Annotated in this window: 19 protein-coding genes, 1 pseudogene and 1 riboswitch; of the genes and pseudogenes, 3 read left to right on the plus strand and 17 right to left on the minus strand. The window is 69.5% G+C overall.

The window, feature by feature from the left end; all coding sequences use genetic code 11:
* Positions 1-137 precede the first annotated feature (137 nt).
* Positions 138-788, plus strand: coding sequence for an LAETG motif-containing sortase-dependent surface protein (locus tag ACIRR9_RS22380; protein WP_403754504.1), 651 nt, complete (start codon positions 138-140; stop codon positions 786-788).
* A gap of 92 nt (positions 789-880) precedes the next feature.
* Here the strand turns inward: ACIRR9_RS22380 and ACIRR9_RS22385 are convergent, their stop codons facing one another.
* The 4 genes from ACIRR9_RS22385 to rlmN all read right to left on the minus strand — a co-directional run bounded on the left by ACIRR9_RS22385 (position 881) and on the right by rlmN (position 5,973).
* Positions 881-1,903, minus strand: coding sequence for an ABC transporter ATP-binding protein (locus ACIRR9_RS22385; protein WP_403754507.1), 1,023 nt, complete (start codon positions 1,901-1,903; stop codon positions 881-883).
* A complete protein-coding gene (locus tag ACIRR9_RS22390; protein WP_403754510.1) occupies positions 1,903-3,501 on the minus strand; it encodes an ABC transporter permease in 1,599 nt (532 codons plus the stop codon). The genes ACIRR9_RS22385 and ACIRR9_RS22390 overlap by 1 nt, the downstream gene beginning before the upstream one ends.
* Positions 3,502-3,545: 44 nt before the next feature.
* The gene (locus ACIRR9_RS22395) at positions 3,546-4,652 is read right to left on the minus strand and encodes a thiamine ABC transporter substrate binding subunit (protein ID WP_403754513.1); all 1,107 of its coding nucleotides are present in this window, start codon (positions 4,650-4,652) and stop codon (positions 3,546-3,548) included.
* Positions 4,653-4,734: 82 nt separating this feature from the next.
* Positions 4,735-4,842: riboswitch (TPP riboswitch) on the minus strand.
* Positions 4,843-4,866: 24 nt separating this feature from the next.
* Positions 4,867-5,973: a 23S rRNA (adenine(2503)-C(2))-methyltransferase RlmN gene (rlmN, locus tag ACIRR9_RS22400; protein ID WP_365338317.1), complete on the minus strand. Its 1,107-nt coding sequence runs from the start codon at positions 5,971-5,973 to the stop codon at positions 4,867-4,869.
* 320 nt (positions 5,974-6,293) lie between these two features.
* Here rlmN and ACIRR9_RS22405 point away from each other — a divergent pair, with 320 nt between their 5' ends.
* On the plus strand, positions 6,294-7,619 hold the full coding sequence (locus ACIRR9_RS22405; RefSeq protein ID WP_403754518.1) for a cytochrome P450: 1,326 nt from the start codon (positions 6,294-6,296) through the stop codon (positions 7,617-7,619).
* Between the two features lie 39 nt (positions 7,620-7,658).
* On the opposite strand, the gene ACIRR9_RS22410 is transcribed toward ACIRR9_RS22405, so the two are convergent.
* The 6 genes from ACIRR9_RS22410 to rpsB all read right to left on the minus strand — a co-directional run bounded on the left by ACIRR9_RS22410 (position 7,659) and on the right by rpsB (position 14,111).
* Positions 7,659-8,903 (minus strand): cytochrome P450, encoded by a 1,245-nt coding sequence (locus tag ACIRR9_RS22410; RefSeq protein WP_403754521.1) that lies wholly within the window; start codon positions 8,901-8,903, stop codon positions 7,659-7,661.
* Positions 8,904-9,102: 199 nt separating this feature from the next.
* Positions 9,103-10,329 (minus strand): phosphatidate cytidylyltransferase, encoded by a 1,227-nt coding sequence (locus ACIRR9_RS22415; RefSeq protein ID WP_403755035.1) that lies wholly within the window; start codon positions 10,327-10,329, stop codon positions 9,103-9,105.
* Positions 10,330-10,523: 194 nt separating this feature from the next.
* A complete protein-coding gene (gene frr / locus ACIRR9_RS22420) occupies positions 10,524-11,081 on the minus strand; it encodes a ribosome recycling factor (protein ID WP_123973833.1) in 558 nt (185 codons plus the stop codon).
* 147 nt (positions 11,082-11,228) lie between these two features.
* On the minus strand, positions 11,229-11,987 hold the full coding sequence (gene pyrH / locus ACIRR9_RS22425; protein WP_123973834.1) for a UMP kinase: 759 nt from the start codon (positions 11,985-11,987) through the stop codon (positions 11,229-11,231).
* Positions 11,988-12,194: 207 nt separating this feature from the next.
* Positions 12,195-13,031, minus strand: coding sequence for a translation elongation factor Ts (gene tsf, locus ACIRR9_RS22430; RefSeq protein WP_403754526.1), 837 nt, complete (start codon positions 13,029-13,031; stop codon positions 12,195-12,197).
* A gap of 132 nt (positions 13,032-13,163) precedes the next feature.
* Positions 13,164-14,111 carry a 30S ribosomal protein S2 gene (gene rpsB, locus ACIRR9_RS22435; RefSeq protein ID WP_403754529.1) on the minus strand — a complete coding sequence of 316 codons (948 nt, stop codon included), beginning with the start codon at positions 14,109-14,111 and terminating at the stop codon, positions 13,164-13,166.
* Positions 14,112-14,382: 271 nt separating this feature from the next.
* Here rpsB and ACIRR9_RS22440 point away from each other — a divergent pair, with 271 nt between their 5' ends.
* Positions 14,383-14,937: a murein hydrolase activator EnvC family protein gene (locus tag ACIRR9_RS22440; RefSeq protein ID WP_403754532.1), complete on the plus strand. Its 555-nt coding sequence runs from the start codon at positions 14,383-14,385 to the stop codon at positions 14,935-14,937.
* Positions 14,938-15,143: 206 nt separating this feature from the next.
* Here the strand turns inward: ACIRR9_RS22440 and ACIRR9_RS22445 are convergent, their stop codons facing one another.
* From ACIRR9_RS22445 to ACIRR9_RS22475, 7 genes and pseudogenes are all read right to left on the minus strand, one after another.
* Positions 15,144-15,701 carry a TetR/AcrR family transcriptional regulator gene (locus ACIRR9_RS22445; protein WP_403755038.1) on the minus strand — a complete coding sequence of 186 codons (558 nt, stop codon included), beginning with the start codon at positions 15,699-15,701 and terminating at the stop codon, positions 15,144-15,146.
* Positions 15,702-15,805: 104 nt separating this feature from the next.
* The gene (gene whiG, locus ACIRR9_RS22450; RefSeq protein ID WP_123973838.1) at positions 15,806-16,648 is read right to left on the minus strand and encodes an RNA polymerase sigma factor WhiG; all 843 of its coding nucleotides are present in this window, start codon (positions 16,646-16,648) and stop codon (positions 15,806-15,808) included.
* A gap of 341 nt (positions 16,649-16,989) precedes the next feature.
* Positions 16,990-17,673 (minus strand): annotated as a pseudogene (locus ACIRR9_RS22455) (DNA-processing protein DprA); the annotation flags it as partial.
* 137 nt (positions 17,674-17,810) lie between these two features.
* Positions 17,811-18,257: a hypothetical protein gene (locus ACIRR9_RS22460; RefSeq protein WP_403754535.1), complete on the minus strand. Its 447-nt coding sequence runs from the start codon at positions 18,255-18,257 to the stop codon at positions 17,811-17,813.
* Positions 18,254-20,410 carry a hypothetical protein gene (locus ACIRR9_RS22465; RefSeq protein WP_403754538.1) on the minus strand — a complete coding sequence of 719 codons (2,157 nt, stop codon included), beginning with the start codon at positions 20,408-20,410 and terminating at the stop codon, positions 18,254-18,256. Before ACIRR9_RS22465 ends, ACIRR9_RS22460 begins: the two co-directional genes overlap by 4 nt.
* On the minus strand, positions 20,407-22,284 hold the full coding sequence (locus tag ACIRR9_RS22470; RefSeq protein ID WP_403754541.1) for a hypothetical protein: 1,878 nt from the start codon (positions 22,282-22,284) through the stop codon (positions 20,407-20,409). Before ACIRR9_RS22470 ends, ACIRR9_RS22465 begins: the two co-directional genes overlap by 4 nt.
* Complete coding sequence (locus ACIRR9_RS22475) at positions 22,281-23,558, minus strand: integrase (RefSeq protein WP_403754544.1); 1,278 nt, start codon at positions 23,556-23,558, stop codon at positions 22,281-22,283. Before ACIRR9_RS22475 ends, ACIRR9_RS22470 begins: the two co-directional genes overlap by 4 nt.
* Positions 23,559-23,785: the final 227 nt, after the last annotated feature.

The following is a 23,785-nucleotide window of genomic DNA, read 5'->3' on the forward strand; positions in this document are numbered from 1 at the left end:
ACCTGTGAGCCTCCTGGGGATTCCGATGCCTCACCTCACCGTTGCATCAACTCCCGCCAAAGCCCCCCGCAGTTATGCACTCAGTAAGGACAAACGTGTCCATATCCCGCCGTAGTGCACGCCGTTCCGTGCGCATCATGGGTGTCGCCGCCGCTTCGGCCGCGCTGTCGCTGGGCCTCTCCAGCACCGCGTTCGCGTGCAACATCAAGGAGTTCTCCGCCGAAGCCACCTGTAACGGCTCCAAGGGTGTCATCACCGTCACCGACCAGGACGCCTCCGGTACTCCGGCCACGATCACCGTCTTCCTGGAGAACAACGGCTCCGACGCCAAGCAGGTCGGCGACGCGACCCCCATCAAGGGGTCCAAGGAAGGCACCTCGGTCACCTTCTCCGAGGACTGGCAGCCGAACGCGGAGTACCGCATCCGCGTCAAGACCGACAACGGTCAGGTGGACACGGACATCTCGCCCAGCCTGACCACCCCGTCGACCGCCTGCAAGGCCGACGAGAGCTCCAGCCCGACGCCGTCGGCCACGCCGTCGCCGTCCGAGTCCACCCCGGCCGAGTCCGGCTCCCCGACCCCGTCGGCCTCAAAGAGCAGCAGCACCGCCCCGGCGGCCACGCCGAGCAACGCCCCGTCCCCGGCGGTCGGTGAGTCCAACCTCGCCGAGACCGGTGCCAACTCCAACACCGGGCTGATCGCCGGTGTCGCGGGCGCGCTGGTCGTGGTCGGTGGCGGTGCCGTGTGGTTCGGCATGCGCCGTCGTGGGGCGCACAGCGGCAGCTGACGCGCCACCCCAGCACTTCCCCAGTACGTCGTCGAGGCCCGTCCCCGTATCCCCGGGGGACGGGCCTCGGTCGTATGTGTGTATGTATGCGGTCAGTCCAGTACGACGGTCTCCGCCGCGTCGAACTCGACGCCCACCGTGTCCCCGGCCTCCGGCGCCTCACGCAGCGCGCAGGCCGCCGCCAGTCGTGGACCGTCCTGGGGCTGGAGGTGGACGGTGACATGGGTGCCCTGGAAGGTGCGGGCGGTCACCGTGCAGGGCAGCCCCGCGTCAGCAGCCACAAGGCGTACCCCGGCGGGCCGGACCAGCAGCGTGCGCTGCCCCTGGGGCGCGTTCCGGGCCACCGGCAGCTTCCCCCACGGCGTCACCGCGACCGATCCCTCGACGGTCGCCGGGACCACGTTGTCGAAGCCGAGGAAGCGGGCCACGAACTCGTCGGCGGGCCGCTGCCAGACATCGAGCGGGGTGCCGGACTGGGCGATCCGCCCGTCCCGCATCACCACCACCCGGTCGGCCAGTGCGAACGCCTCGCCCTGGTCGTGCGTCACGGCGAGCACGGTCGTACCCAACCGTCCGAACAGCTCGCGCAGTTCGACCACCAGCCGCTCCCGCAGCGAGCGGTCGAGCTGTCCCAGCGGTTCGTCGAGCATCAGCAGCCGGGGCCGGGGCGCCAGCGCCCGTGCGAGCGCCACCCGCTGCTGCTCACCACCGGAGAGCCCGGCGACGGCCCGCCGCGCGGCTCCCGGCAACCCGACCAGCTCCAGCAACTCGCCGACCCGCTGGGCCTGTTGTCCCTTGCCCTCGCCCCGCATCCGGAGCCCGAAGGCCACGTTCCCGCCCACGTCCCGCTGCGGGAACAGCTGGTGGTCCTGGAACATCAGCCCGACCCCCCGCTGATGCGCCGGCACCCGCACCTGGTCGCGCCCGTCGAGCGACACCCGTCCGGAGTCGAGCGGTTGCAGCCCCGCCACCACCCTGAGCAGGGTGGACTTGCCGCTCCCGCTGGGCCCGAGCACACACACCACCTCGTGCTCGGCGACTTCGAGATCGACGGCGTCGAGCACCGCCCGGCCGCCGAACCGCACGGTGGCCCGCCCCAGTTCGAGAAGTGGCATCAGAACTCCCCCGTCCGGTCCGTCCGCAGCCGCTCCAGGACCAGCAGCGCCACCGCGCACACCACCATCAGAATCGTGGAAAGGGCCATCGCCTGGCCGTAGTTGAGATCACCGGGACGGCTGAGCAGCCGGGCCACGGCGACCGGCAGCGTCGGATTGTCCGGCCGCGCGATGAAGACCGTCGCCCCGAACTCCCCCAGCGACACGGCGAACGCGAATCCCGCCGCGATCAGCAGCGCCCGCCGCACCATGGGCAGATCGACCTCCCGCCACACCCGCCAGGGCGAGGCACCGAGCACGGCCGCCGCCTCCCGCAGCCGTTCGTCCACGGCCCGCAGCACGGGCAGCATGGTCCGCACCACGAACGGGACCCCGACCAGTGCCTGCGCGAGCGGCACGAGGATCCAGGACTGCCGCAGATCCAGCGGCGGCTTGTCGAGCGCGATCAGGAACCCGAAGCCGACGGTCACCGCGGACACCCCGAGCGGCAGCATCAGCAGCGCGTCGAAGCCCCGTACCAGCCGCCCCGCGTCCCGCCGGGCCAGCGCGGCGGCGGCGAGCCCGCCGATCACCAGCGCGACGGCGGTGGCCACGACCGCGTACTGCAGCGAGTTGACGACCGACTCGATCGGCGCGACCAGGAAGGTCCCGCCGTCGGCGTCGCCCAGCGCCCGGTAGTACCCGAACCCTCCGTCGATCGACCGCCGTACCAGCACGGCCGGCGGCAGCACGAGGAGTACGGCGACGGTGGCCAGGACCCCGCCGAGCAGCGCCCACTGCCCGGCCCCGCGCGGCCGGCGTGCGGTCGACTCCGGGGCGACCAGCCTGAGCGCGCTCTCCCGGCGCCGTACCGTCCACGCGTGCACGACGAGGATCGCGCCGACCGCGACGAACTGCACGATGGTGAGGACGGCGGCCGTGGTGAGGTCGAAGATCTCGGAGGTCTGCCGGTAGATCTCCACTTCGAGGGTGGAGAAGGTGGGGCCGCCGAGGATCTGCACCACACCGAAGGAGGTGAAGGTGAACAGGAAGACCATCAGCGCGGCGGCGGCCACCGCGGGCGCGAGCGCGGGCAGGGTCACCTTCCGCCAGGCGCCCAGCGGGGAGGCGCCGAGCATCCGGGCGGCTTCCTCCTGCCGCGGGTCCAGCTGGGACCAGAGCCCGCCCACGGTCCGTACGACGACCGCGTAGTTGAAGAAGACATGCGCGAGCAGGATGGCCCAGACGGTGGTGTCGAGTCGTACGCCCCACAGCTCGTCCAGCAGTCCGCCCCGCCCGACGAGCGCCAGGAAGGCGGTCCCGACCACGACCGTCGGCAGCACGAACGGCACCGTGACCACCGCCCGCAGCACCTGCTTGCCCGGGAATTCGAGGCGGGCGAAGACATAGGCGGCGGGCAGCGCGACCAGCAGGGTGAGCGCGGTGGAGGCGAGCGCCTGCCAGGTGGTGAACCACAGGACGTGCCGGATGTCGGACTGCCCGACGACGTCGGCGATCCGGCCGAGCCGCCACCGCCCGTCGACCTTCAGTCCGCGCGCGACGATCGCCGCGACGGGCCAGGCGAAGAAGACGGCGAAGAACGCGACGGGCACGGCCATCAGACCGAGCCGCGCCACGTTCCCCGAACGGCCCTTGCGGGGGGCTACTTCAGTACGAGTGACGTCCACGTCTTGACCCACTGGTCACGGTTGGCGGCGATCTTCTCCGGCGCCATGGTCTCGGGGTCCTTGGCGGCGGGACCGTACTTCGTGAACTCGGCGGGCACGCTGGCCCCCTGGACCACCGGGTAGACGAACATGTTCAGCGGCATGTCCTCCTGGAACTCCTTGGAGACCAGGAAGTCGATGAGCGCCTTACCGCCCTTGGTGTTCTTCGCGTTGCTCAGCAACCCCGCGAACTCGATCTGCCGGAAGCAGGTGCCGGTCGCGACGCCGGTGGGCGCGGTGCTGGGCTTCGGGTCGCCGTAGATCACCTCGGCGGGCGGGGACGAGGCGTACGACACGACCAGCGGCCGGTCGCCCTTGGCCTTCTTGCCGCCGGCCGAGCCGGAGAACTCCTCGTTGTAGGCCTGCTCCCAGCCGTCGACGACCTTGACGCCGTTGGCCGTGAGCTTCTTCCAGTAGTCCTGCCAGCCTCCCCCACTCTCGGCTTCGCTCGAGCGGGAGGTGCCCCCATCGCCGTACTGGGCGGCGGAGCCGAGCAGGAAGCCGAGCCCCGGCGACGAGGTGGACGCGTTCTCGGTGACGAGGAGGTTCTTGTACTGCGGCTTGACCAGGTCGGCGTAGGAGGTGGGCGGGGTCAGCTTGTGCTCGCTGAAGTACGCCTTGTCGTAGTTGACGCAGATGTCGCCGTAGTCGATGGGCGTGACCCGGTGCTTGGCCGCGTCGAGCTGGTACGACGTGCCGACCTGGTCGAGGCCCTTGGCCTGGTACGGCTGGAAGAGCCCGTTGTCGAGGGCCCGGGACAGCAGGGTGTTGTCGACGCCGAAGAAGACATCGCCCTGCGGGTTGTCCTTGGTCAGGATGGCCTTGTTGACGGCCTGTCCGGCGTCGCCGTCCTTGAGGACCCGCACCTTGTAGCCGGACTGCTTCTCGAAGTCCTGGAGCACGTTCTTGGAGACGGCCCATGAGTCATGGCTGACCAGGGTGATGGTCTTCGAGTCCGTCTGGGAGCCGTTGGACGACCCGCACGCGGACAGCGTGACGAGACCGAGCCCGACGGCCGCGGCCAAGAAGGTCTTGGTGTGCACTGGTGTTTTTCCTCCTGGAGTTGACCAGGAAGAGACGCGGCCCTGCCCGGTGAGGCTCAGCTCACTGGGCAGGGCGCAACAGCTTGAGTGGTGACCGAACTTCCTACCCAGAATGACCTGGGCGAGGTTCAGAGGGTCTGCGGCCCGATTGCCGCACTCTCAGCGCTGTGGCGCTCCCCTGTCGGAATATGAAGATATGGGTACGGCCCTCAGATTACCTCTCGGTGGCCGCGAGCTGACCACAGGCGCCGTCGATCTCCTGGCCACGGGTGTCCCGGACGGTGACGGGCACCCCATGCGCCGCGATCGCCTCGACGAACGCCTTCTCGTCCTCGGGCCGCGACGCGGTCCACTTCGAACCCGGAGTCGGGTTCAGCGGGATGAGGTTGACGTGCACGGGCTTGCCCCGGAGCAGACGGCCCAGCCGGTCGCCGCGCCACGCCTGGTCGTTGATGTCCCGGATGAGGGCGTACTCGATGGACAGCCGGCGGCCGCTCTTCTCGACGTACTCGAACCCGGCGTCGAGGACCTCGCGCACCTTCCACCGGGTGTTGACCGGCACGAGGGTGTCACGGAGCTCGTCGTCGGGGGCGTGCAGGGAGATCGCGAGCCGGCACTTGAAGCCCTCGTCGGCGAACCGGTGGATGGCCGGGACCAGTCCGACGGTCGAGACGGTGATCCCGCGCTGCGAGAGGCCCAGTCCGTCGGGCGCCGGGTCGGTCAGCGCCCGGATGGCGGTGACGACCCGCTTGTAGTTGGCGAGCGGCTCGCCCATGCCCATGAAGACGATGTTGGAGAGCCGGGCGGGACCGCCGGGCACGTCGCCGTCCCTGAGCGCGCGCATCCCGTCCACGATCTGATGGACGATCTCGGCGGCGGACAGATTCCGGTCCAGCCCCGCCTGCCCGGTCGCGCAGAACGGGCAGTTCATCCCGCACCCCGCCTGCGAGCTGATGCACATGGTCACCCGGTCCGGGTAACGCATCAGCACCGACTCGACGAGCGTGCCGTCGAACAGCCGCCACAGCGTCTTACGGGTGGTGCCCTCGTCCGTCGACAGATGCCGTACGACGGTCATCAGCTCCGGGAACAGCGCCTCGCGCAGCTTGTCCCGGGAGCCGGCCGGGATGTCCGTCCACTGCTCGGGCTCGTGCGCGTACCGCGCGAAGTAGTGCTGCGAGAGCTGCTTGGCACGGAACGGCTTCTCCCCGATCTCGGCCACCGCGTCCTTGCGCTCGGCGGGCGTGAGGTCGGCGAGATGCCGCGGCGGCTTCTTGGCTCCGCGCGGGGCGACGAAAGTGAGTTCTCCTGGCTTAGGCATGGCTGTACCAGTGTCTCAGATCCAGTCGGGACCCCGACCTGGCAGTTATGGGCATATATGACGTATGCGTCACATGTGTCACTATGGAATGTGTGGCATCTGATGCTGAAGACAGGCGAGAGGAGAGCATCATGATCGCCAAGCTGCTCGGCAAACTGTCCTTCACCCGCCACTACGGTGCGTACGGGGAACACGAGTGGGACGGATACGCCGGCGACGACTCGGCCTGACCACACCGTCGGCGGGCACCTCCGGGCGCCCGCCGGCTCCCAGCCACACTGCCGACGACATCGGCCTGGACAGCCACCAGGAACGATCTCATGGGCCCACTGCAACAGCCGCCGCGGCTGCCCGGAGGCAGCTTCGCGGCCTGGAGTCATGACCGGCTGGCGACGGCGCGCCGCGGCGCCGAGGAGTGCGGGGACATCTGGCAGCTGGAACCGGGGGTCTATGTGGCCGCCTCGGCCGGGCCGTGCGAGGACGTCCTGCGCCGCGCGCAGGATTTCCCCAAGGCATCCGCACCTCTGTTCCCGCCGTTGAAGCCGTCGGGCACGGCACCGACGTCCGAGGAGCGTGCGCACGCCCACGCCGCCCGTATGCGCGGACTGCGCTCGCAGGCGGTCGCGGCCCGGATCGGCGAGATCGCGCCCGGGGCCGCTCGATTCGCCGACCAGTGGCCCACGGACCAGGACGTCGAGGTGCTGCCCCTGGTACGGCACGCCCTGGCGGAGATCGGCCTGCGCTACCTCTTCTCCGAGGACGCTCCGGCCCTGCTGCCCTTCGCCGCACGGCTCTTCCTGGCCCGCGAGGTGCTCGCCAGCCCCTCGCGCTGGGTGTGGCCACGCTGGGTCCCCACACCGGCACGGCGGTTCCGCACCCGGCAGCAGGTCGCCTTCACCGACGCGCTACGGCCCGTCATCCGCCGGCGCCGTTCCCCGGGCCCGCTCGGTGACGACGTGCTGGGACAGATGCTCCAGCCCTCTCCTCGCTTCGGCCCGCTGCCGGAGGAGGCCGCCCTCGACACTCTCCCCGGAATCACCGTCGCCACGTTCGAAGCACCCTCCCGGGCAGCCGGATGGATCCTGCTCCACCTGGCCCGGTACCCCCGGGCGGCGGACCGCGTCGCGGCCGAAGCCGCCCTGCTGCCCGCGGACCCGGCCGCGACGACGAGCGAACACCTCGAAGACCTGCGGTACACCCAGGCACTGGTGCGCGAGGTGCTCCGGCTGCACCCGCCGAGCTGGCTGCTGACCCGGCAGGCCAGGCACCCGACCCAGGTCGCCGGCTACACCATCGACGCCGGGTCCACCGTTCTCGTCTGCCCCTACACCGCCCACCGCGACGCGCGGGAACACCCCGAGCCGGACCGGTTCCGGCCCGAGCGCTGGCTCGATGCCTCGGGCTCGCCGACGACACCCGGGGCCTTCCTCTCCTTCGGTACCGGGCCGCACGGCTGCGAGGGGGCCGCTCTGGCCATGGCGATGCTGACGCTTCTGACCGCGCAGACCGCCCGCCGCCACCAGTTGAGCGAGCCGCCCGGACCGGAGCCCAGCCACCAGGTCACCACCTTCGTAGGTCTCGCGACCGCCGGCCTGCGGCTGCGTGCCACCTTGCGTGAGAGCGCCGTTCCGTACCCGCTGGGATGACCGGCTCCTGGTCGGCGCATCCTGCCCCGCCCTCCTCCGTCACCAGGTCACGGGCAGGGTGCGCGGTCCGCGGATCAGGCCCTGGCGCTGGAACTCGACCTCCTCGGGGGGCACGGCCAGGCGGATGCCGGGGAAGCGGGCGAGGACCGAGCCGATCATGATCTCGGCCTCCGTACGGGCCATGATCGCGGCCATGCAGTGGTGGGGGCCGTGCCCGAAGGCCAGATGGGGGCCGTTCGCGCGGTCGAAGTCCAGGGTGTCGGGGTCGGGGAAGACCACGGGGTCACGGTTGGCGGCGACATACGCGTTGTAGACGACCTCACCGGCCCGGATCAGCTGACCGCCGACCTCCACGTCCTCGACGGCGACGCGCGGGATGCCGACGCCGTTGCGGTGCGGGACGTAGCGGAAGAGTTCGTCCACGGCCTTGGGCAGCAGCTCCGGCTCGCGGCGCAGCCGGTCCAGGTGGCCGGGCCGGGTGAGCAGCGCGTACATCATCGAGCCGCTGTTGTTGCGGACCGCGTGCCCGCCGCTGACCTGGATGGAGGTGGCCAGGGAGATCGCCTCGTCGTCGGTGATCTCGCCCTCGGCCGCGGCCAGCGCCAGCACACCGGCGAGGTCGTCACGGGGTTCCTCGCGGCGGCTCCGGAGCAGCTCGGCGAGCCGGGCCCGGGTGGCCCGCGCGGCCTGCCTGGCGCGGTCCTCGGAGTCGGCGCCCGCGGACAGCAGGACCTCGCCGGTCGCCGCCCAGCGGTGCCAGTCCTTCTCGTCGACGCCGAGGAAGTCGCGGATCACCGCGATCGGGAAGGGGCCGTGCAGATGCTCCATGAGATCGGCCGGCGGGCCCGCGTCCGCCATCACGTCGAGGAGTTCGGCGGCCCTGCGTTCGGCCATCGGCCGCAGCCGTTGCATGGCCCTGCCGGTGAAGGCACGGGCGACGACCCGGCGCAGCCGGTTGTGCCCGGGCGGGTCGATGTACTGCAGGCCCGCCGTCTGCGAGGCCACGGGCACCGGCCGCATGCTGGTGATGTCACGGCCGGCGACGGCTTCCCGGGAGAAGCGGGGGTCGGAGGTGACGAAGCGGACGTCCTCGTACCGGGTGACCAGCCAGGCGTGCCCCTCGCCGTGCCCCAGCCTGATCCGTGCGACCGGCACCTCGCGGAGCAGCTCGTCCAGGAACGGGTCGGGGTCGAGCGCGGGCAGGTCGTCGACGGGCCAGAACCGCACCGGCGGAGGAGGCGGGGTCGGGGACGGGGTGGCGGCCTGGGCCGGGTCGAGGGGCATGGGCACACTCCCTGCACGCACGTCGGAGGACGGAGCATCCTCACAGGGAGTCTGCCTCCCGCCGGTGTGCCCGTGCGATTTCTGCTGCGGCATCCGGGGCCGAGATGCCGACGAGCCCCCGCCCTGTGGAGGACGGGGGCTCGCCTACGACAGCTCTTGTACAGCGGTCACGTTCTTGTACGTCAGCTGTTCTTGTACGTCAGCTGCTGCCGACGAACAACACCATCAGCAGCCACACCACCGGAGCCGTCGGGAGCAGGGAGTCCAGCCGGTCCATGATGCCGCCATGGCCCGGCAGGAGCGTGCCCATGTCCTTGATGCCCAGGTCCCGCTTGATCATGGACTCGCCGAGGTCGCCGAGCGTGGCGCTGGCCGCGACCGCGAGACCCAGCAGCAGGCCCTGCCACCAGGTGCCGTCGTCGATCAGGAACTGCATGCACAGCGCGCCCGCGACCATGGCGAACAGCACCGCGCCGACCAGACCCTCGCGGGTCTTGCCGGGGCTGATGCGCGGGGCGAGCTTGTGGGTGCCGAAGCGCCAGCCGACCGCGTAGGCGCCGGTGTCGCTGACCACCGTGAGGAGCAGGAAGGTCATGACCCGGAAGGCGCCGTCGTCGGCGGTGAGCATCATCGCGACGAACGTCGCCAGGAACGGGACGTAGAACGCCGCGAAGAGGCCCGCCGTGACGTCCTTGAGATAGCCCTCCGGCGGTTCGGTCATCCGCCAGACCAGGACCGCCAGCCCGGTGAAGGCCAGCGCGACCCAGGCGCCCTCGGCTCCACGGGCGTAGCCGGAGACCACCATCGCCGCGCCGCCCAGCGCCAGCGGGACGAGCGGCGCCTTGATGCCCTTGCGCTCCTGGAGCCTGCTGGTGAGCTCCCACAGGCCCACCACCACCGCGACCGCCACCACGCCGACGAAGACGGCCTTGACGACGAACAGGGACGCCACGATCACGACGCCCAGTCCGACGCCGACCCCTATGGCCGCACCCAGGTCGCGACCCGCGCTCTTCTTCTGCGGCGTGGGCGCCGGCTGTGGGGCGTCGGGCATGGGCTCCGGATTCTGCGGCGCCGCCGCGTGAGGCAGAGGCTGCGCCGACGAGGTGTCGTTGCGGCACGTCCCGTCGCGGGACGTGCCGTCGCGGAACGTCCCGTCTCGGAACAAGGGGCCGCTCAGCCGAGCGGCCCCCCGGTCGTCGTCCTGGTCTCCGCCGTACTCGGGTATGTCGTCGGACACGATGGGCATGGGGCGAGTCTGCTGCGCGTCATGCGCATCGTACGCGGGACCCGCCGGGGCGGCTCCCTGGACATGCCCCTGACCGTAGCCATGGGCATAGCCGTGGTCGTAGCCCTGACCGGGACCTTGTCCATGGCCCTGGACATGGCCCTGGACATGGCTCTGGCCGTACCCCTGACCGGGCACGTACCCGTGGCCGGGGACCTGGCCCTGGCCCTGGTCGTGCCCGTGGCCCTGGTCGTATCCCTGACCGGTGTCGTACCCCTGACCGGTGCCCTCATCGGTCGGCCCCCAGTACCCGGCCGGTGCACCAACCTGCCCGGCCTGCGGTCCCGCCTGCGGCCCGGCGTGTGGCGGCGCTCCCCAGGATGAGTCGTTCATCAGACTTCGAGAAGCTCCGCTTCCTTGTGCTTGAGGAGCTCGTCCACCTGCGCGACGTACTTCGCGGTGAGGTCGTCGAGCTCCTTCTCGGCGCGACGGCCCTCGTCCTCGCCGACCTCGCCGTCCTTGATCAGCTTGTCGATCGCGTCCTTGGCCTTGCGGCGGACGGAACGGATGGAGACCCGGGAGTCCTCCGCCTTGCCCTTGGCGACCTTGATGTAGTCGCGGCGGCGCTCCTCGGTGAGCTCGGGGAACACCACACGGATGATGTTGCCGTCGTTGCTCGGGTTGACGCCCAGGTCCGAGTCGCGGATGGCCTGCTCGATGTTGCGCAGGGCCGTCTTGTCGAACGGGGTCACGACCGCCATGCGCGGTTCCGGCACGGAGAACGAGGCCAGCTGGTTGATCGGCGTCGGCGCACCGTAGTAGTCGGCCACGATCTTGTTGAACATCGCCGGGTGCGCACGGCCGGTGCGGATCGCGGCGAAGTCCTCCTTGGCGACCACGACGGCCTTCTCCATCTTCTCCTCGGCCTCGAGGAGGGTCTCTTCGATCACCACTTGCTCCTGCGTGTCTTGAGTAAGGCCCGGCTGCGGTTCCGTTGGCGGGGCGGCGGCCGGCTGCGTCGCGTCTTCTTTCCTGAACGGTTCCCGACCGGCAGGACATTGTCCATCCCCCGGTCAGGGTGCGTCAGGCGTTGTCGGTCAGGCCCGGCTGCCCTGGTCACCCACCAGCGTGCCGATCTTCTCACCCTTGACGGCGCGCGCGATATTGCCCTCCGCCAGCAGCTCGAACACGAGGATCGGCAGCTTGTTGTCGCGGCAGAGGGTGATCGCGGTGGCGTCGGCGACCTTGAGCTCGCGGGTGATGACCTCGCCGTAGCCGAGGGAGTCGAACTTGACGGCGTCGGGGTTGGTCTTGGGGTCGGAGTCGTAGACCCCGTCCACACCGTTCTTGCCCATGAGCAGCGCCTCGGCGTCGATCTCCAGGGCGCGCTGGGCGGCGGTGGTGTCGGTGGAGAAGTACGGCATGCCCATACCGGCGCCGAAGATGACCACGCGGCCCTTCTCCAGGTGGCGCACGGCGCGCAGCGGGATGTACGGCTCGGCGACCTGCCCCATGGTGATCGCGGTCTGCACCCGGCTGTCGATGCCCTCCTTCTCCAGGAAGTCCTGGAGGGCGAGGCAGTTCATCACGGTGCCGAGCATGCCCATGTAGTCGGACCGGGCCCGGTCCATGCCGCGCTGCTGGAGCTCGGCGCCGCGGAAGAAGTTGCCGCCACCGATGACGACGGCGACCTGCGCGCCGTCCCGCACGACGGCCGCGATCTCGCGGGCGATCTTGTGTACCACGTCGGGGTCCACGCCCAGGCCGCCGCCACCGGAGAAGGCCTCTCCGGACAGCTTCAGCAGAAACCGGCCGTGTACTTTGCCGTCGTCGCTCTTCTGGGCTTTGGTGGTCATGGAGATCCCGCCTCTTTCACGTGGTGCACATACGAAGAAGGCCATTGCCGGTGGGGTCGCTTTTCGCTGCCCATGCGCGGCAATGGCCTCCTCGTCAGATCTGCCGCCGTCCGTCACGCCCTGGGTGTGGCGGTGCGTACGGACGACTGCTGTCGGCCGACCCTATCGGGATTTCCCCGCGGGTCGCGCGTCGATCGCGGTACGGACTCAGATGCCGACCTTGATGCGCGCGAAGCGCTTCAGGGTGACACCGGCCTCGTCCAGGACCTTCTGGACCGACTTCTTGTTGTCGATGGCGTACGGCTGGCCGAGCAGCGTGGCGTCCTTGAAGAAGCCGTTGAGACGACCCTCGACGATCTTGGCGATCGCGGCCTCGGGCTTGCCCTCGGCGCGGGTGGTCTCCTCGGCGACACGGCGCTCGGACTCGACGACGTCGGTCGGCACGTCCTCCTTGGCGAGGTACTTCGGCGCGAAGGCGGCGATGTGCTGGGCGACGCCCTTGGCGACCTCGGCGTTCGGCTTGTCCAGCTCGACGAGGACACCGATCTGCGGGGGCAGGTCGGGCATCGTGCGGTGCATGTACGCGGTCACGAAGCCGTCGGAGAACTGCGCGAAGCGGTCCAGGACGATCTTCTCGCCGAGGTTGGCGTTGGCCTCGTCCACGAACGCCTGGACGGTCTTGCCGGGCTCGATCTCGGAGGCGAGCAGGGCCTCCAGGTCGGCCGGGGAGGTCTTGGCGACGTGCTCGGCGATGGTGTTGGCGACGGCCTGGAACTTGTCACCCTTGGCGACGAAGTCCGTCTCGCACTTCAGCTCGACGATGACGCCGGAGGAGTTGTCGTCGGCGATGATCGAGACCACGGCGCCGTTCTCGGCGGAGCGGCCCTCGCGCTTGGCGACGCCCTTCTGGCCCTTGATGCGGAGCGCCTCGACAGCCTTGTCGACATCGCCCTCGGCCTCGTCCAGGGCCTTCTTGCAGTCCATCATGCCGGCGCCGGTGAGCTCGCGGAGCTTCTTGACGTCAGCGGCGGTGTAGTTCGCCATGAGTCGTAAGTCTTTCTCGAAGTCGGGAGATCTGCCCGATCCACGATCTACACGTAGATGTAGAGCGTGAATCTATGGGTGAACGGCGGGGGCGTTCGGGATGTCGCCGCCCCCGCCGTCAACGCTGACGGGTCAGGCCTGCTCGGCGTCCGCGGCCGGAGCCTCGGCAGCGGCCTCCGCCGGGGCCTCGACAGCGGCCTCCGCCGGGGCCTCGGCAGCGGCCTCGGCGGCCGGAACCTCGGCCTGCTCGGCGTCGGCGACCTTCTCAGTCTCGGCAGAGGTCTGGACCTCGGCCTCGTCCGCCTTCTTCTCGCCCTCGAGCAGGTCGCGCTCCCACTCGGCCAGCGGCTCGCCCGCGGCCTTCTCGCCCTTGTCGCCGGTGGCGACACGGGAACGGGAGATGAGACCCTCGGCGACCGCGTCGGCGATCACGCGGGTGAGCAGGGTGACGGAGCGGATCGCGTCGTCGTTGCCCGGGATCTTGTAGTCGACCTCGTCGGGGTCGCAGTTGGTGTCGAGGATCGCGACGACCGGAATGTTGAGCTTCCGGGCCTCACCAACGGCGATGTGCTCCTTCTTGGTGTCCACGATCCAGACGGCGCTGGGCACCTTCTGCATCTCGCGGATACCGCCGAGGGTCTTCTCCAGCTTGGCCTTCTCGCGCGAGAGCACGAGAAGCTCCTTCTTGGTCAGACCGGACGCGGCGACGTCCTCGAAGTCGATCTGCTCGAGCTCCTTGAGGCGCTGCAGACGCTTGTAGACGGTCGAGAAGTTGGTGAGCATGCCGCCCAGCCAGCGCTGGTTGACGAAGGGCATGCCGACGCGGGTGGCCTGCTCGGCGATGGCCTCCTGCGCCTGCTTCTTCGTGCCGACGAACATGACCGTGCCGCCGTGGGCGACGGTCTCCTTGACGAACTCGTAGGCGCGGTCGATGTACGACAGCGACTGGAGCAGGTCGATGATGTAGATGCCGTTGCGCTCGGTGAAGATGAAGCGCTTCATCTTCGGGTTCCAGCGACGGGTCTGGTGACCGAAGTGGACGCCGCTCTCCAGCAGCTCCCGCATCGTGACGACGGCCATGGCCATCTCCTTGAATTTCTCGGTTGTGCCGCGGGTACCGGACGGCTCCCGCGCCTGACGCCCGGGTGCGCTGTGCCGCAAAGGACCGAGAAGCGCTGACTCAGACCGTGTTACCGGCCTGATGTCGGGGCGTGCGAAGTCGACCCGGTGACCCGGATCGCCAAGGGAAGTGTACGGGACCCGCGGGGTACCGGGTGACGCCACGGTCCACAACCAGGGAGTAATCCACAGGTACCGGCCATGATCGGCGTGGGTGGGGGACGGTTCCGTCATGCGACGAGCGATGCGGTGGGTGTGGGCGGCGACGGTGTTGCCGCTGGTCCTGGCGGTGACGGCGGCATGGGCGGACGATCCTCCGTCGCCACCGGTACCGTCGATCGGCCGCGCCTGGCCGGTGGGGGTACGGCCGGCGGTGCTGCGCGGCTGGGAACCGCCGGCGACGGTGTACGGCCCCGGGCACCGGGGAGTCGACGTGGCCGCGTCCGCGGGCGAGCCGGTGCGGGCGGTGGCGGCGGGCCGGGTCTCCTACGCGGGCCGGGTGGCGGGGCGGGGCGTGGTGTCCGTGGCACTGGCGGGCACGGATCTCCGTACGACGTACGAGCCGGTGACGGCGACGGTGCGGAAGGGGGACGAGGTGGCGGCGGGGGAGGTGGTGGGGACGGTGGAGCCGGGGGGCGCGCATTGCGGTGGGCGGGCGTGTGTGCACTGGGGGCTGCTGCGAGGGGACGTGTATGTGAACCCGTTGCTGCTGTTGCCGCCATGGTTGCTGCACGGGGGTCCGTCGAGACTGCTGCCGGTGCTGGGGGTGCCGCTGCCGGAGGGGTGATTGCCGACGGTTGCGCGGCTGCGGGCCGGTGGGGGCTGGTCGCGCAGTTCCTCCCCCCGCCTTCGGCCGGGGGTACCCCCGGCGCGCCTTACAGGGCGCTGCAGTCGCGCCGCTTACATAGCTGCGGGCATGCGTGCCGCCTGGGGCGGCACGGGTGGGCGCAGCGGCACCCTGCCGGCGCCGGCAAGTGAAACCCCCCGCTCGCCTCAGCCCTGCACACCCCGCAGGGCCATGGCCACGGCCGCGTCCGTGATCACCGTCGGGTCCTCCGCCGCGCCCAGTTCGATGCGGCGCACGGCCGCGTCCACGACGCCCTGTACCAGCATCGCCGCCAGCCGGGGCTGCGCATGCCCCAGTTCCCCGAGCGCTTCCATGATCATCGCGACCAGCCCGCCGTGCGCGGCCCGGATCTTCTCCCGGGCCCCCGGGTCCAGCTCGCTCGCCGAGATCGCGACCACCGCCCGGTGCCGCCGGTCCCCGACCAGGGACAGCTGCCGGCGCACATACGCCTCGACCTTGCCCTCGGCGGAAGCCGCCCGCTCCATCGCCGCCTCGACCTCCGCCGCCCACACGGGGAAGTCGACCTCGCACAGTTCCTCGACCACCGCGGCCCGGGAGCGGAAGTACTCGTAGACGGACGACCTGGCCAGCCCCGTCCGCTCGGCGAGCGCCGGGAACGTCAGCGCCTCCGTCCCGCCCTCGGACAGCAGGGACCGCGCCGCGTCCAGCAGGGCGGCTCGCTGCATCGACCGGTGCTCGGCCACGGAGGCCGCTCGAATCCTTGGCACTCGTCCACTCTACGGACGTGCCGCGCCCGACGGGAGACAGCGCGACCGGGACGCGGCCCACTGCGGCCGGCCCCGGGTCCTCAGCGGCCGAAACTCGCCAGCTTCGCCCGCAGCTGCAGCACGGACTTGGTATGGATCTGACTGACCCGGCTCTCGGTGACACCGAGTACGTTCCCGATCTCGGCGAGGGTGAGTCCCTCGTAGTAGTAGAGGGTCACCACGGTCTTCTCCCGATCGGGCAGCGTGTTGATGGCCCGCGCGAGGAACCGCCGCAGCTCGCGGTCCTCGGCCACCTCCACGGGGTTGTCCGCGGCGGTGTCCTCCAGCGTGTCCATGACGCTGAGGCCGTCCCCGCCCTCGCCCCCGACATGCAGCAGCTCCTCCAGCGCCACCACGTTGGCCAGCGACAACTGGCTGAACACGGCGTGGAGTTCATCGACCTCAATACCCAGTTCGGTGGCCACCTCGCCCTCGGAGGGCGTCCGTCGCAGCCGCGCCTCCAGCGTGGCGTACGCCCGCTCCACGTTGCGCGCCTTCTGCCGCACGGAGCGCGGGATCCAGTCCAGCGCCCGCAGCTCGTCGATCATCGCGCCCCGGATCCGGGTGATCGCGTACGTCTCGAACTTGATCTCCCGGTCGACGTCGAACTTCTCGATCGCGTCGATGAGCCCGAACACCCCGGAGGAGACGAAGTCGGCCTGCTCCACATTGGGCGGAAGGCCGACGCTGACCCGTCCCGCCACGTACTTGACCAGCGGTGAGTAGTGCAGGATCAGCTGTTCCCGCAGCCGGTCGTCCCCCGTCGCCTTGTACGACCGCCACAGCTCGTCGAGCGTCGAGGGAGCGGGCGGCCGCACGCTGCCACCGTCGCGGGCGGCTTGGGGGATCGCCGCCCGGTCGGACCCGGAGGTGTGCTGGGGCATTCGTCGCCTTGTGCCGTTCTGCCGTGAAGTGCCAGGAAGTGCCGCGATGTGCCGTGGAGCGAGGTGAGCGGGGTGGAGTGGGGTGAGGAGTGGGCGAAGGGAGCCGGATGGGCGAGGTGTCGGTCTGATGTCGGTTGGCGTGGTCTGCGTCGGACCTTTGTGAGCGTAGCGTGACTACGGAGTCGCGGTGCGCGAACAACGAGGCTCCACCCCTGCGCGAACCCCCTGTACGGCGCGTCCGACCGCGCTCGGCGCGTCGCTCTGCGTGACTGGAGGGAGGTGTCAACTCCGGGAATTCCCAAGGGCGTCGGGGGTTCCCCCGGACGGCCGAACACGCTCGGTCAGCACCGACTCCGACCGTCCCGGACCGAGATCATCGCCTGGCGTGTCAACTTCCAGCCGTCGCCGTGTCGTTCGACGTAACCAAGTGCTCGGAGTTCGTACAGTCTGGCGACGACCTCGTCCTCGGACGTCAGCGCGCCGCGCGCCACCTCCTCGGGCGAGGCCGGCCGGTTCCCGGGCAGGGCGGCCAGGACCCGCCGGGCGGCGGGCTCCAGCAGGTCCCGCGGGAGGACGGGGCCGCGTCTGGCCGGGGCCAGCTCGCCCATGTCTCCCACGAGCTCGACGACTTCCGCGGCATCGGTGACCAGGACGGCCTCTCCGCGCAGCAGCTCGTGCACTCCGGTCGAGAGGCCGCTGGTGGCGGGGCCGGGGATGCCCATGGTGTACCGGCCGAGCCGCTGTGCCGCCCGTGCGGTGACCAGGGAGCCGCTGCGGAGGGCGGCCTCCACGACCACGGTGCCCCTGGTGAGCGCCGCGATGACGCGGTTGCGGAGCACGAATCTGCTCGGCGTCGGATGCTCGCCGGGCGGCAACTCCCCCACCACCAGGCCCTGTTCGGCGATCCTGTTGATCAACTCGGTGTGCCCGCGCGGGTAGGGCCGGTCGACCCCGCAGGCCAGCACGGCGACGGTGGCGCCGCCGGCGCCGAGCGCTCCGCGGTGGGCGGCGCCGTCGATGCCGTAGGTTATCTCGCATGTTTTGCCTGTTGGTGACCTTCCGATCTGGGAGAGATCTGCTCAGGTCAGGGCGGCCCTGAGTGAGGAAGAGCGAGCAACAGGCAGTTGGTCTGCTGATTGTCGGTCTCATAAGGACCTTTGTGTCATCTGTTGTGGCGTTCATGCGGCCCGAGGGTGGCCTGTGCCCGGGGCAGGGGGATCACGTGAGCGTCCGGCTCGCGGCCGGTGAGGGCAGCGTTCTCCAGAGCCAGGAGGTTGACCGCAGCGGCATAGACACGCAGTCGCTCTTCTAGGTCAGCAGTGTGTTGGCGGAGTTCGTCGTACTTCTTCTTGAGCGCTTCGTGCTCGCTGAGCTTCTTGCTGAAGGCCTCGGGGGTGCTGTCCTGGGCTTTCGCTCGGGCTTGGAAGAGTTCTTTGAGGTCGAGGTGCTGGTGGGTGAGGTGCCAGCGTTTGACGTCGGCTTCGATCGCGAGCTGGGAGACGCTGAGGCGGCCAGTGGAGCGCAAGGGGGTGCCGGCGAGGAGCCGGTCCATCGCGGCAAGGATCGCGTCGCGGACCGGGTCGGCATCGCCGGGTCGGGTAATGGTCACCGGTCGATCTCCTCCGTCTCGTGTGCGGTGATGATGCGCCGCAGTCGCTCCAGCTCGTGTAGTTCGCGTTCGTGCCGGATGGGTGGGGCCAGCGGGTCGTCTGTGATGTCGACGAGTTCGCGGTAGTCCTGGCGAACCTCCTGCATGTCGCGGTCAGTGCGGGCGATGCAGCGGCACTGGGGTCGGCAGTCGTTGAGGTCCGGGGTGACGAGCGGGTCGTCGATGGTTCCGCGGAGGCGGCAGGCGGCCTGGGCGGGATCGAGGACGCAGGTCATGCCCTTGCCGTGGTGGATCTGAAGGAGTGGATTGCCCAGCAGATCCAGGGCTTGGCGGTCACTGGTGAGGACGTGCCCGGCGAACTGCCGGGTGGCTGCGTGGATGCGGTGGCGGTAGGCGTCGGAGGCGGGGCCGCTGACGTGTTCGCCTTCGTCGAGGGCCTGGGCGTCCTCGGAGAGGATCTCGATGCGGTAGAGCCAGTCTTCGAATGCGTACTCGTCCGGGAATCCGGATTCGTAGGAGCCCGCATAGCCCTGGAGGAGACGGGTGTGGACGTGCCCGTACTGAATCGAGGCGGCCACCAGTCCGCGTGGCCGCCGCCTGATGAACCAGGCCAGTGTCCTTCGGAAGCGTGAGGCTGTGAGGCGCCGCTGGTTGCCCTCGGGGGGAATGTGGTCGGTGCGGCCCTGCCGTCGGCACTCGTCGTTGACCCAGGTGACGAACGCGGCAAGGTCAAGGGCGATGGACGAGTCGGTGCGAGCACTGCCATGACGCTTTGTGGAGCTGGAGCGGCGATGGTGGGGCTCGATCTTGCTGGGGAACAGCAGCGGGTGTGGGTGGAGCTTTTCGAGCACGTTGACGGCCTGGGCCACGATCTTGACGATGACCCAGGGATCACGTCGGAGGGCGCCTGCGGGCAGTTTGTTGCCGTCCGAGTCGACGGCGTTCTTGAAGTAGAGGCCACGCATCAACCACAGGTCGCCTTCCTTGTCGTATTCGACGCAGCCGCGGTGCAGATTCAGCACTTCTCCCGGGCGGGCGCCGCTCAGGTAGGCGACGGCGATGAAGCAGGCCGTGCTCAGCAACCGCGCGAGCTTCGGAGCCTCAAGGTAGGTGATGCGGGTCTGCCGCCAGGGCCGACCGTCGAGACGGCCGGTGATGGGCGGGTCAAGGTAGGCGCCGTCAGCGACGGGTATGCCCGAATCGATCGCCATCCGGCCGCTTGGGCCCTTCCCGATGGAGTCCGCGCAGGAAAGGATCCTGGCGACGTGCCGCCAGTCGATCACCAGGGTGCCGTCGTCCGCGACTCTTCCCGGCAGCATCCCGCCGTGCTCACGGAGCTGGTCCAGGTATGCAGACATCCGGCTGAGAAGCTCGCCCTGCGGCGACCGTTCGACCTTCTCTTTGAGCCGCCGGTGCTCGATGTCCTGACCGTGCAGTTCGAGGTATTCGGCGTGTGCGGCCAGGATGTCCGGAGCGAAATCCTCGATGAACCGAACCGCCCAGATCAGCAGGTGCTGCATGGTCAGTTCACCGATGCGGGGGGTTCGGTTCTCCCGTTCCGCGCGCATCCGCCCGAAGAGCTCGCGGGAGTCCGCTCCGCCCCATGGCGGGGTGGCTGGCATCCGCATGCGCGCGGGAAGAACTCCGCGAGTTGACCACAGACGCCGTACTTCGGCCACCCGCCTGTATTTGCGATCTATGCCGATCGTCGCCTCGTCCACCGCGATCAGGTAGGCATCCAGCAGCTGCGGCGTGATCTGATCGAAGGACGTCACGTCGTGGCGACGCAGCCAGACCAGAAAGGCCTTGAAAGGGCTGAAGGCCGACAGGATGGTGGCGATGGCGGGCCGGCCGCCGTTCGCGCGCCGCATGATCCCGGGGCTGGAGTGGTTCAGCAACTGCCAGAAGTAGTGCTTCGTGTCCTGCCGAAACGCCGCAGGAATTCGAGCGAAGTTCAGGCTTTCGCTGCTGACGTGCTCCTCGAAGACGGCAGGATCGACGTCCCAGCGGTCGTCTGCGAAGCGTGACAGGCGACCCAGATCAGTCTCGGCCCTCAAGTCCCTGTTCAGCAGCACCAGTGCGTCGGGGCCAGGCCACTCGGTGCCCTCGGGGACCACGTCCGCATCGACGGGCAGCGGGGACGTAGCGATCATCGGATATCGAGCTCTCTGCTGAGGAACCGTGCCACCAGGTCACGGTCGGTGTCGGTGACGTCTGCCCGGGCGTCTTCGAGGTCCGCTTCGTCGTGCCGGGACAGCAGGTCGGCAAGCTGGGTGTGCGGCAGCGCGAACCTCTGAGTCCACTCCAGTGGGGTCATCTCGGCCCGCCGGTCGGCCAGCCGGTCGTGGACCAGCACCTGGATGGGCAGGTGGCGGGGCAGCGCGCGGGCGCAAGGGCAGCCCAGGCAGATCATGAACGAGGCCCGGCAGGGCTCGCCGGCCGGAGCGTGAGGGCCGCCGCGGTGATCGACGCAGGCGTTCATCACGGTGTCCAGCTGACCTGCGATCATCTGTTTGAGGGTCGTCGCGTCGATGCCGTACTCGGCCGCGACTGTCTCCGCGTCGGCCTCCGCCCGTTCCAGGTCGGCCCGAGTGAGGACAGCCATCACGCCACGGGCTCTGGCCTTGTCGACCTCCCCGGCCAGCGCTGCGGCGACGACCTTGCGGTATTCGGTGAGATTGCCGCGGTTGCGGGCCAAGTAGTCGGTGGCCAGCGTCTTCTCAGTGTGGGCAACTGGCTTCTGGTGGAGTTCGAGGTAGGTGAGCCGCAGCAGTTCCAGCGTGACGTTCAGCTGAACCGGTTTGCCGTCCTTGTCGACCTTGTCCGTGGCCAGGTCGTGTCTGGCGGCCCAGCGCTGGACCCAGCTGTCCGGGTCCTGCAGCCTCAGTCCCCGGCCTGCCCCGTGGCCGCCGGCACTGCTCCAGCCGATCAGCAGTCGGTCGGTGCCCGCGATTTCCCGTGACCGGGAGGCCAACTCGTGCAGCAAGACGTAGAGGCCGAAGGGCGTGTGCAGTTCGTCGCGCGCGGAGAGCTGCTCAGGATCGGAGGGGATGCTGATCCAGTCCGGCAGGTCGCTCAGCGCGAGATTCATGTGGGCCCGTCTGCCGCGGCGGGGCTTCTTGGTCTCCAGGATCGCGGTCGGTGTCCGGCCGGTGTGGCCGTCGGCCCGGTGGTGGACGGCCGTGGTCTTGAGAATCACGCTCTTGTTCTCGCCCGTCATCGCGGTCAGCAGGATGATCCCGGCGGTGACCTCCATGCCGGACAGATGGACCTGGCAGACGATGTTGTCCACCGAACCGCGTTGGGAGACCCAGGCCCTCGCGATGTCCCGGCCTGCGTGGGCGCCGGTGGTGCAGTGCTTGCGGGGAACGTCTCCGAATCGATCGACCCAGTCCAAAAGCTCCAGGCGGCGGTCCTGGTCGGGCAGTTCGCCTTGCCGGAAGCGGTGCAGGATCTCGCGGTTCTTGCGGATCCTGGAGGCCGCAGCGCGAAGGTCGGTGCGGGCGGCGTCGGCGATGCGTTTGAGATCCTTCTGGCTGTAGCTCTCCTTCGGCTTGTTGCCCCTCTGCCGCCTGGGGTGGCTCTCGTTCAGCTTCGCGATCACGGCCTCGTCGAGGCCCTCGGCGTGCTTGAGCAGCAGCTTGAGCCCGGCAAGTTCTTCTGCGGCTCGTCTGGTCTTGTCCTTGCGAGCGTCGAGGAATCCCTCCAGGTGCTCGGGAACGAGGTGGGCCATCTGCCTCGGCGGCCATGCCAGCCCGGCCAGATAGCGGCTGAAGAGCACTGCCGCCCGGTGGGCCACGTTCGTCGATTCCAGGGACGTCAGGCCGGCCCCGGGGGCTGTGCGCCGGGCGAACGCCTCTGCCAGGCCCTGCCGGAGTTCCGGGGCCACCTGGAGCACGTCGAAGTGATAGTCCCGCGAAGCGCTGCCGTCCTCGGCGAAGCACCGGACGACCAGACCGTCCATCAGCCCGTGGGCGGTCTTCCCTCCTTTCGCGGGCAGGCTCGCCCGCCGGCCGCGGGGGCTCACCGGGTCACCGCCAGCGGATCCGTGCGGACTCGGGGGTGTCGCGCGAAGGCGTCGGCCATGAAGCGGGCCACCGGGAAGCCTTCCGCGTGAGCCAACAGCACCTCGACCTGGAGATTCCTGAAGGGCCCCAGGTAGACCTCCTTCGTCGTCTCAACCCTCAGATGACCGAGCATGGTCTGCACCAGATGCCAGTGGTCGCCGAACTGATCACGGAAGTCCCGGGTCTCGTCCTCCGTCAGGTGGCCCAGTTGCTGCTTCCAGAGAAGCTTGCCGACGGAGTACCACTTCAGGGCGAAGGAATGGCGGTGCATGTGGGCGGTGCAGGAGAAGTTCTCCAGACCAAGATCCTCAATGCGCGTATTGGCCGCCTCGAAGGTGTGGTGCCAGCCATGCTCGTCGCGCGGCAGTCCGTCCTCGTTCAACCACAGCGACAGCGGCTCCAAGCCCTGCCGCGTCTCGATGAACAACCGCTTCCTGACCTGCGGCGAGACGTCATTCCAGGCGTTCCTGACCATGCCGCCCGACTCATCCGGGATCTCCACTCCGCCTCCCCGCCGGGGCAGCTGGGCCACCCGCATCCCGCGGAGCGTCTCGTAGAGACCCGACTCCTGGGCCCGCCGAACCGCGCGGGCGCGAGCGCCTTCGCGGTAGGCGTTCACCCCGGCCGCCACCGTCCTGGGCATCCAGTAGGTGTAGCCGTTTCCGCCTTTGGCGCACTCGTCGGCCAGTGAGCAGGTGAAGTAGCCCCGGCCCGGGGCCATGCGGGGCAGCTCGGGCAGGACCACGCTCCCCCACGAGGTGAGCCGCAGGCCGGTGCCGTAGAGGCCGTCCACGAACGCGCCGTCGCGCTGGTCGTTGCGGCCCCGCCAGCGACGGTCCCGACGGCCGTCCAGGCCGCGGCCCCGTAGCCCCAGGTCACGCCAGCGACGGATGGCTGCGGGGTCGAGCCACTTCACGTTCTCCTGCCGCCGGCCGCGCTCGTACTCCAACTCGTCGAAGGGGTCGGCGACCTGGTAGCGCCTGCCCACCCACTTGTAGAACTTCTTGCAGCCCGCCACGTCCTTGGCGAACGAGGACTTCTGCACCCGCTGATCGTTCCCCGGGTCGGTCAGCCGCCAGAACTGGAACTCCGCCGCGTCGTCTTCAGTCGCCTCCCACCAGCCCCGGCCCAGCACCAGCAGGAAGTTCAGCCACAGGGCCAGGGAGTACGCGTAGTCCCGGTTCGTCAGGTCCGTCAGATTCCGCATCGTGGGGGACGCGAAGAACGCGTTCACCCTGAGATCAGGAAGCCCGTCGGGGCCGAGGAGGAACCGCTGTCCGTGACGTCCGCCGAGCCTCTCGATCCACGTACGCAGATCAGGCGCGTACGTGGATAAGCCCTCAGGAAGGCTCAGTGCAGGACGTTCCAGGTCGTACCGATACACATGCCAGCCAACGGGGTTGGCGGCCACACCGCTCTCTTCAGGTAAAAGCACACGCCTACTACAACAGCTTTCACGCT

Source organism: Streptomyces sp. NPDC101234 (assembly GCF_044767525.1).
Taxonomy (GTDB): domain Bacteria; phylum Actinomycetota; class Actinomycetes; order Streptomycetales; family Streptomycetaceae; genus Streptomyces; species Streptomyces sasae.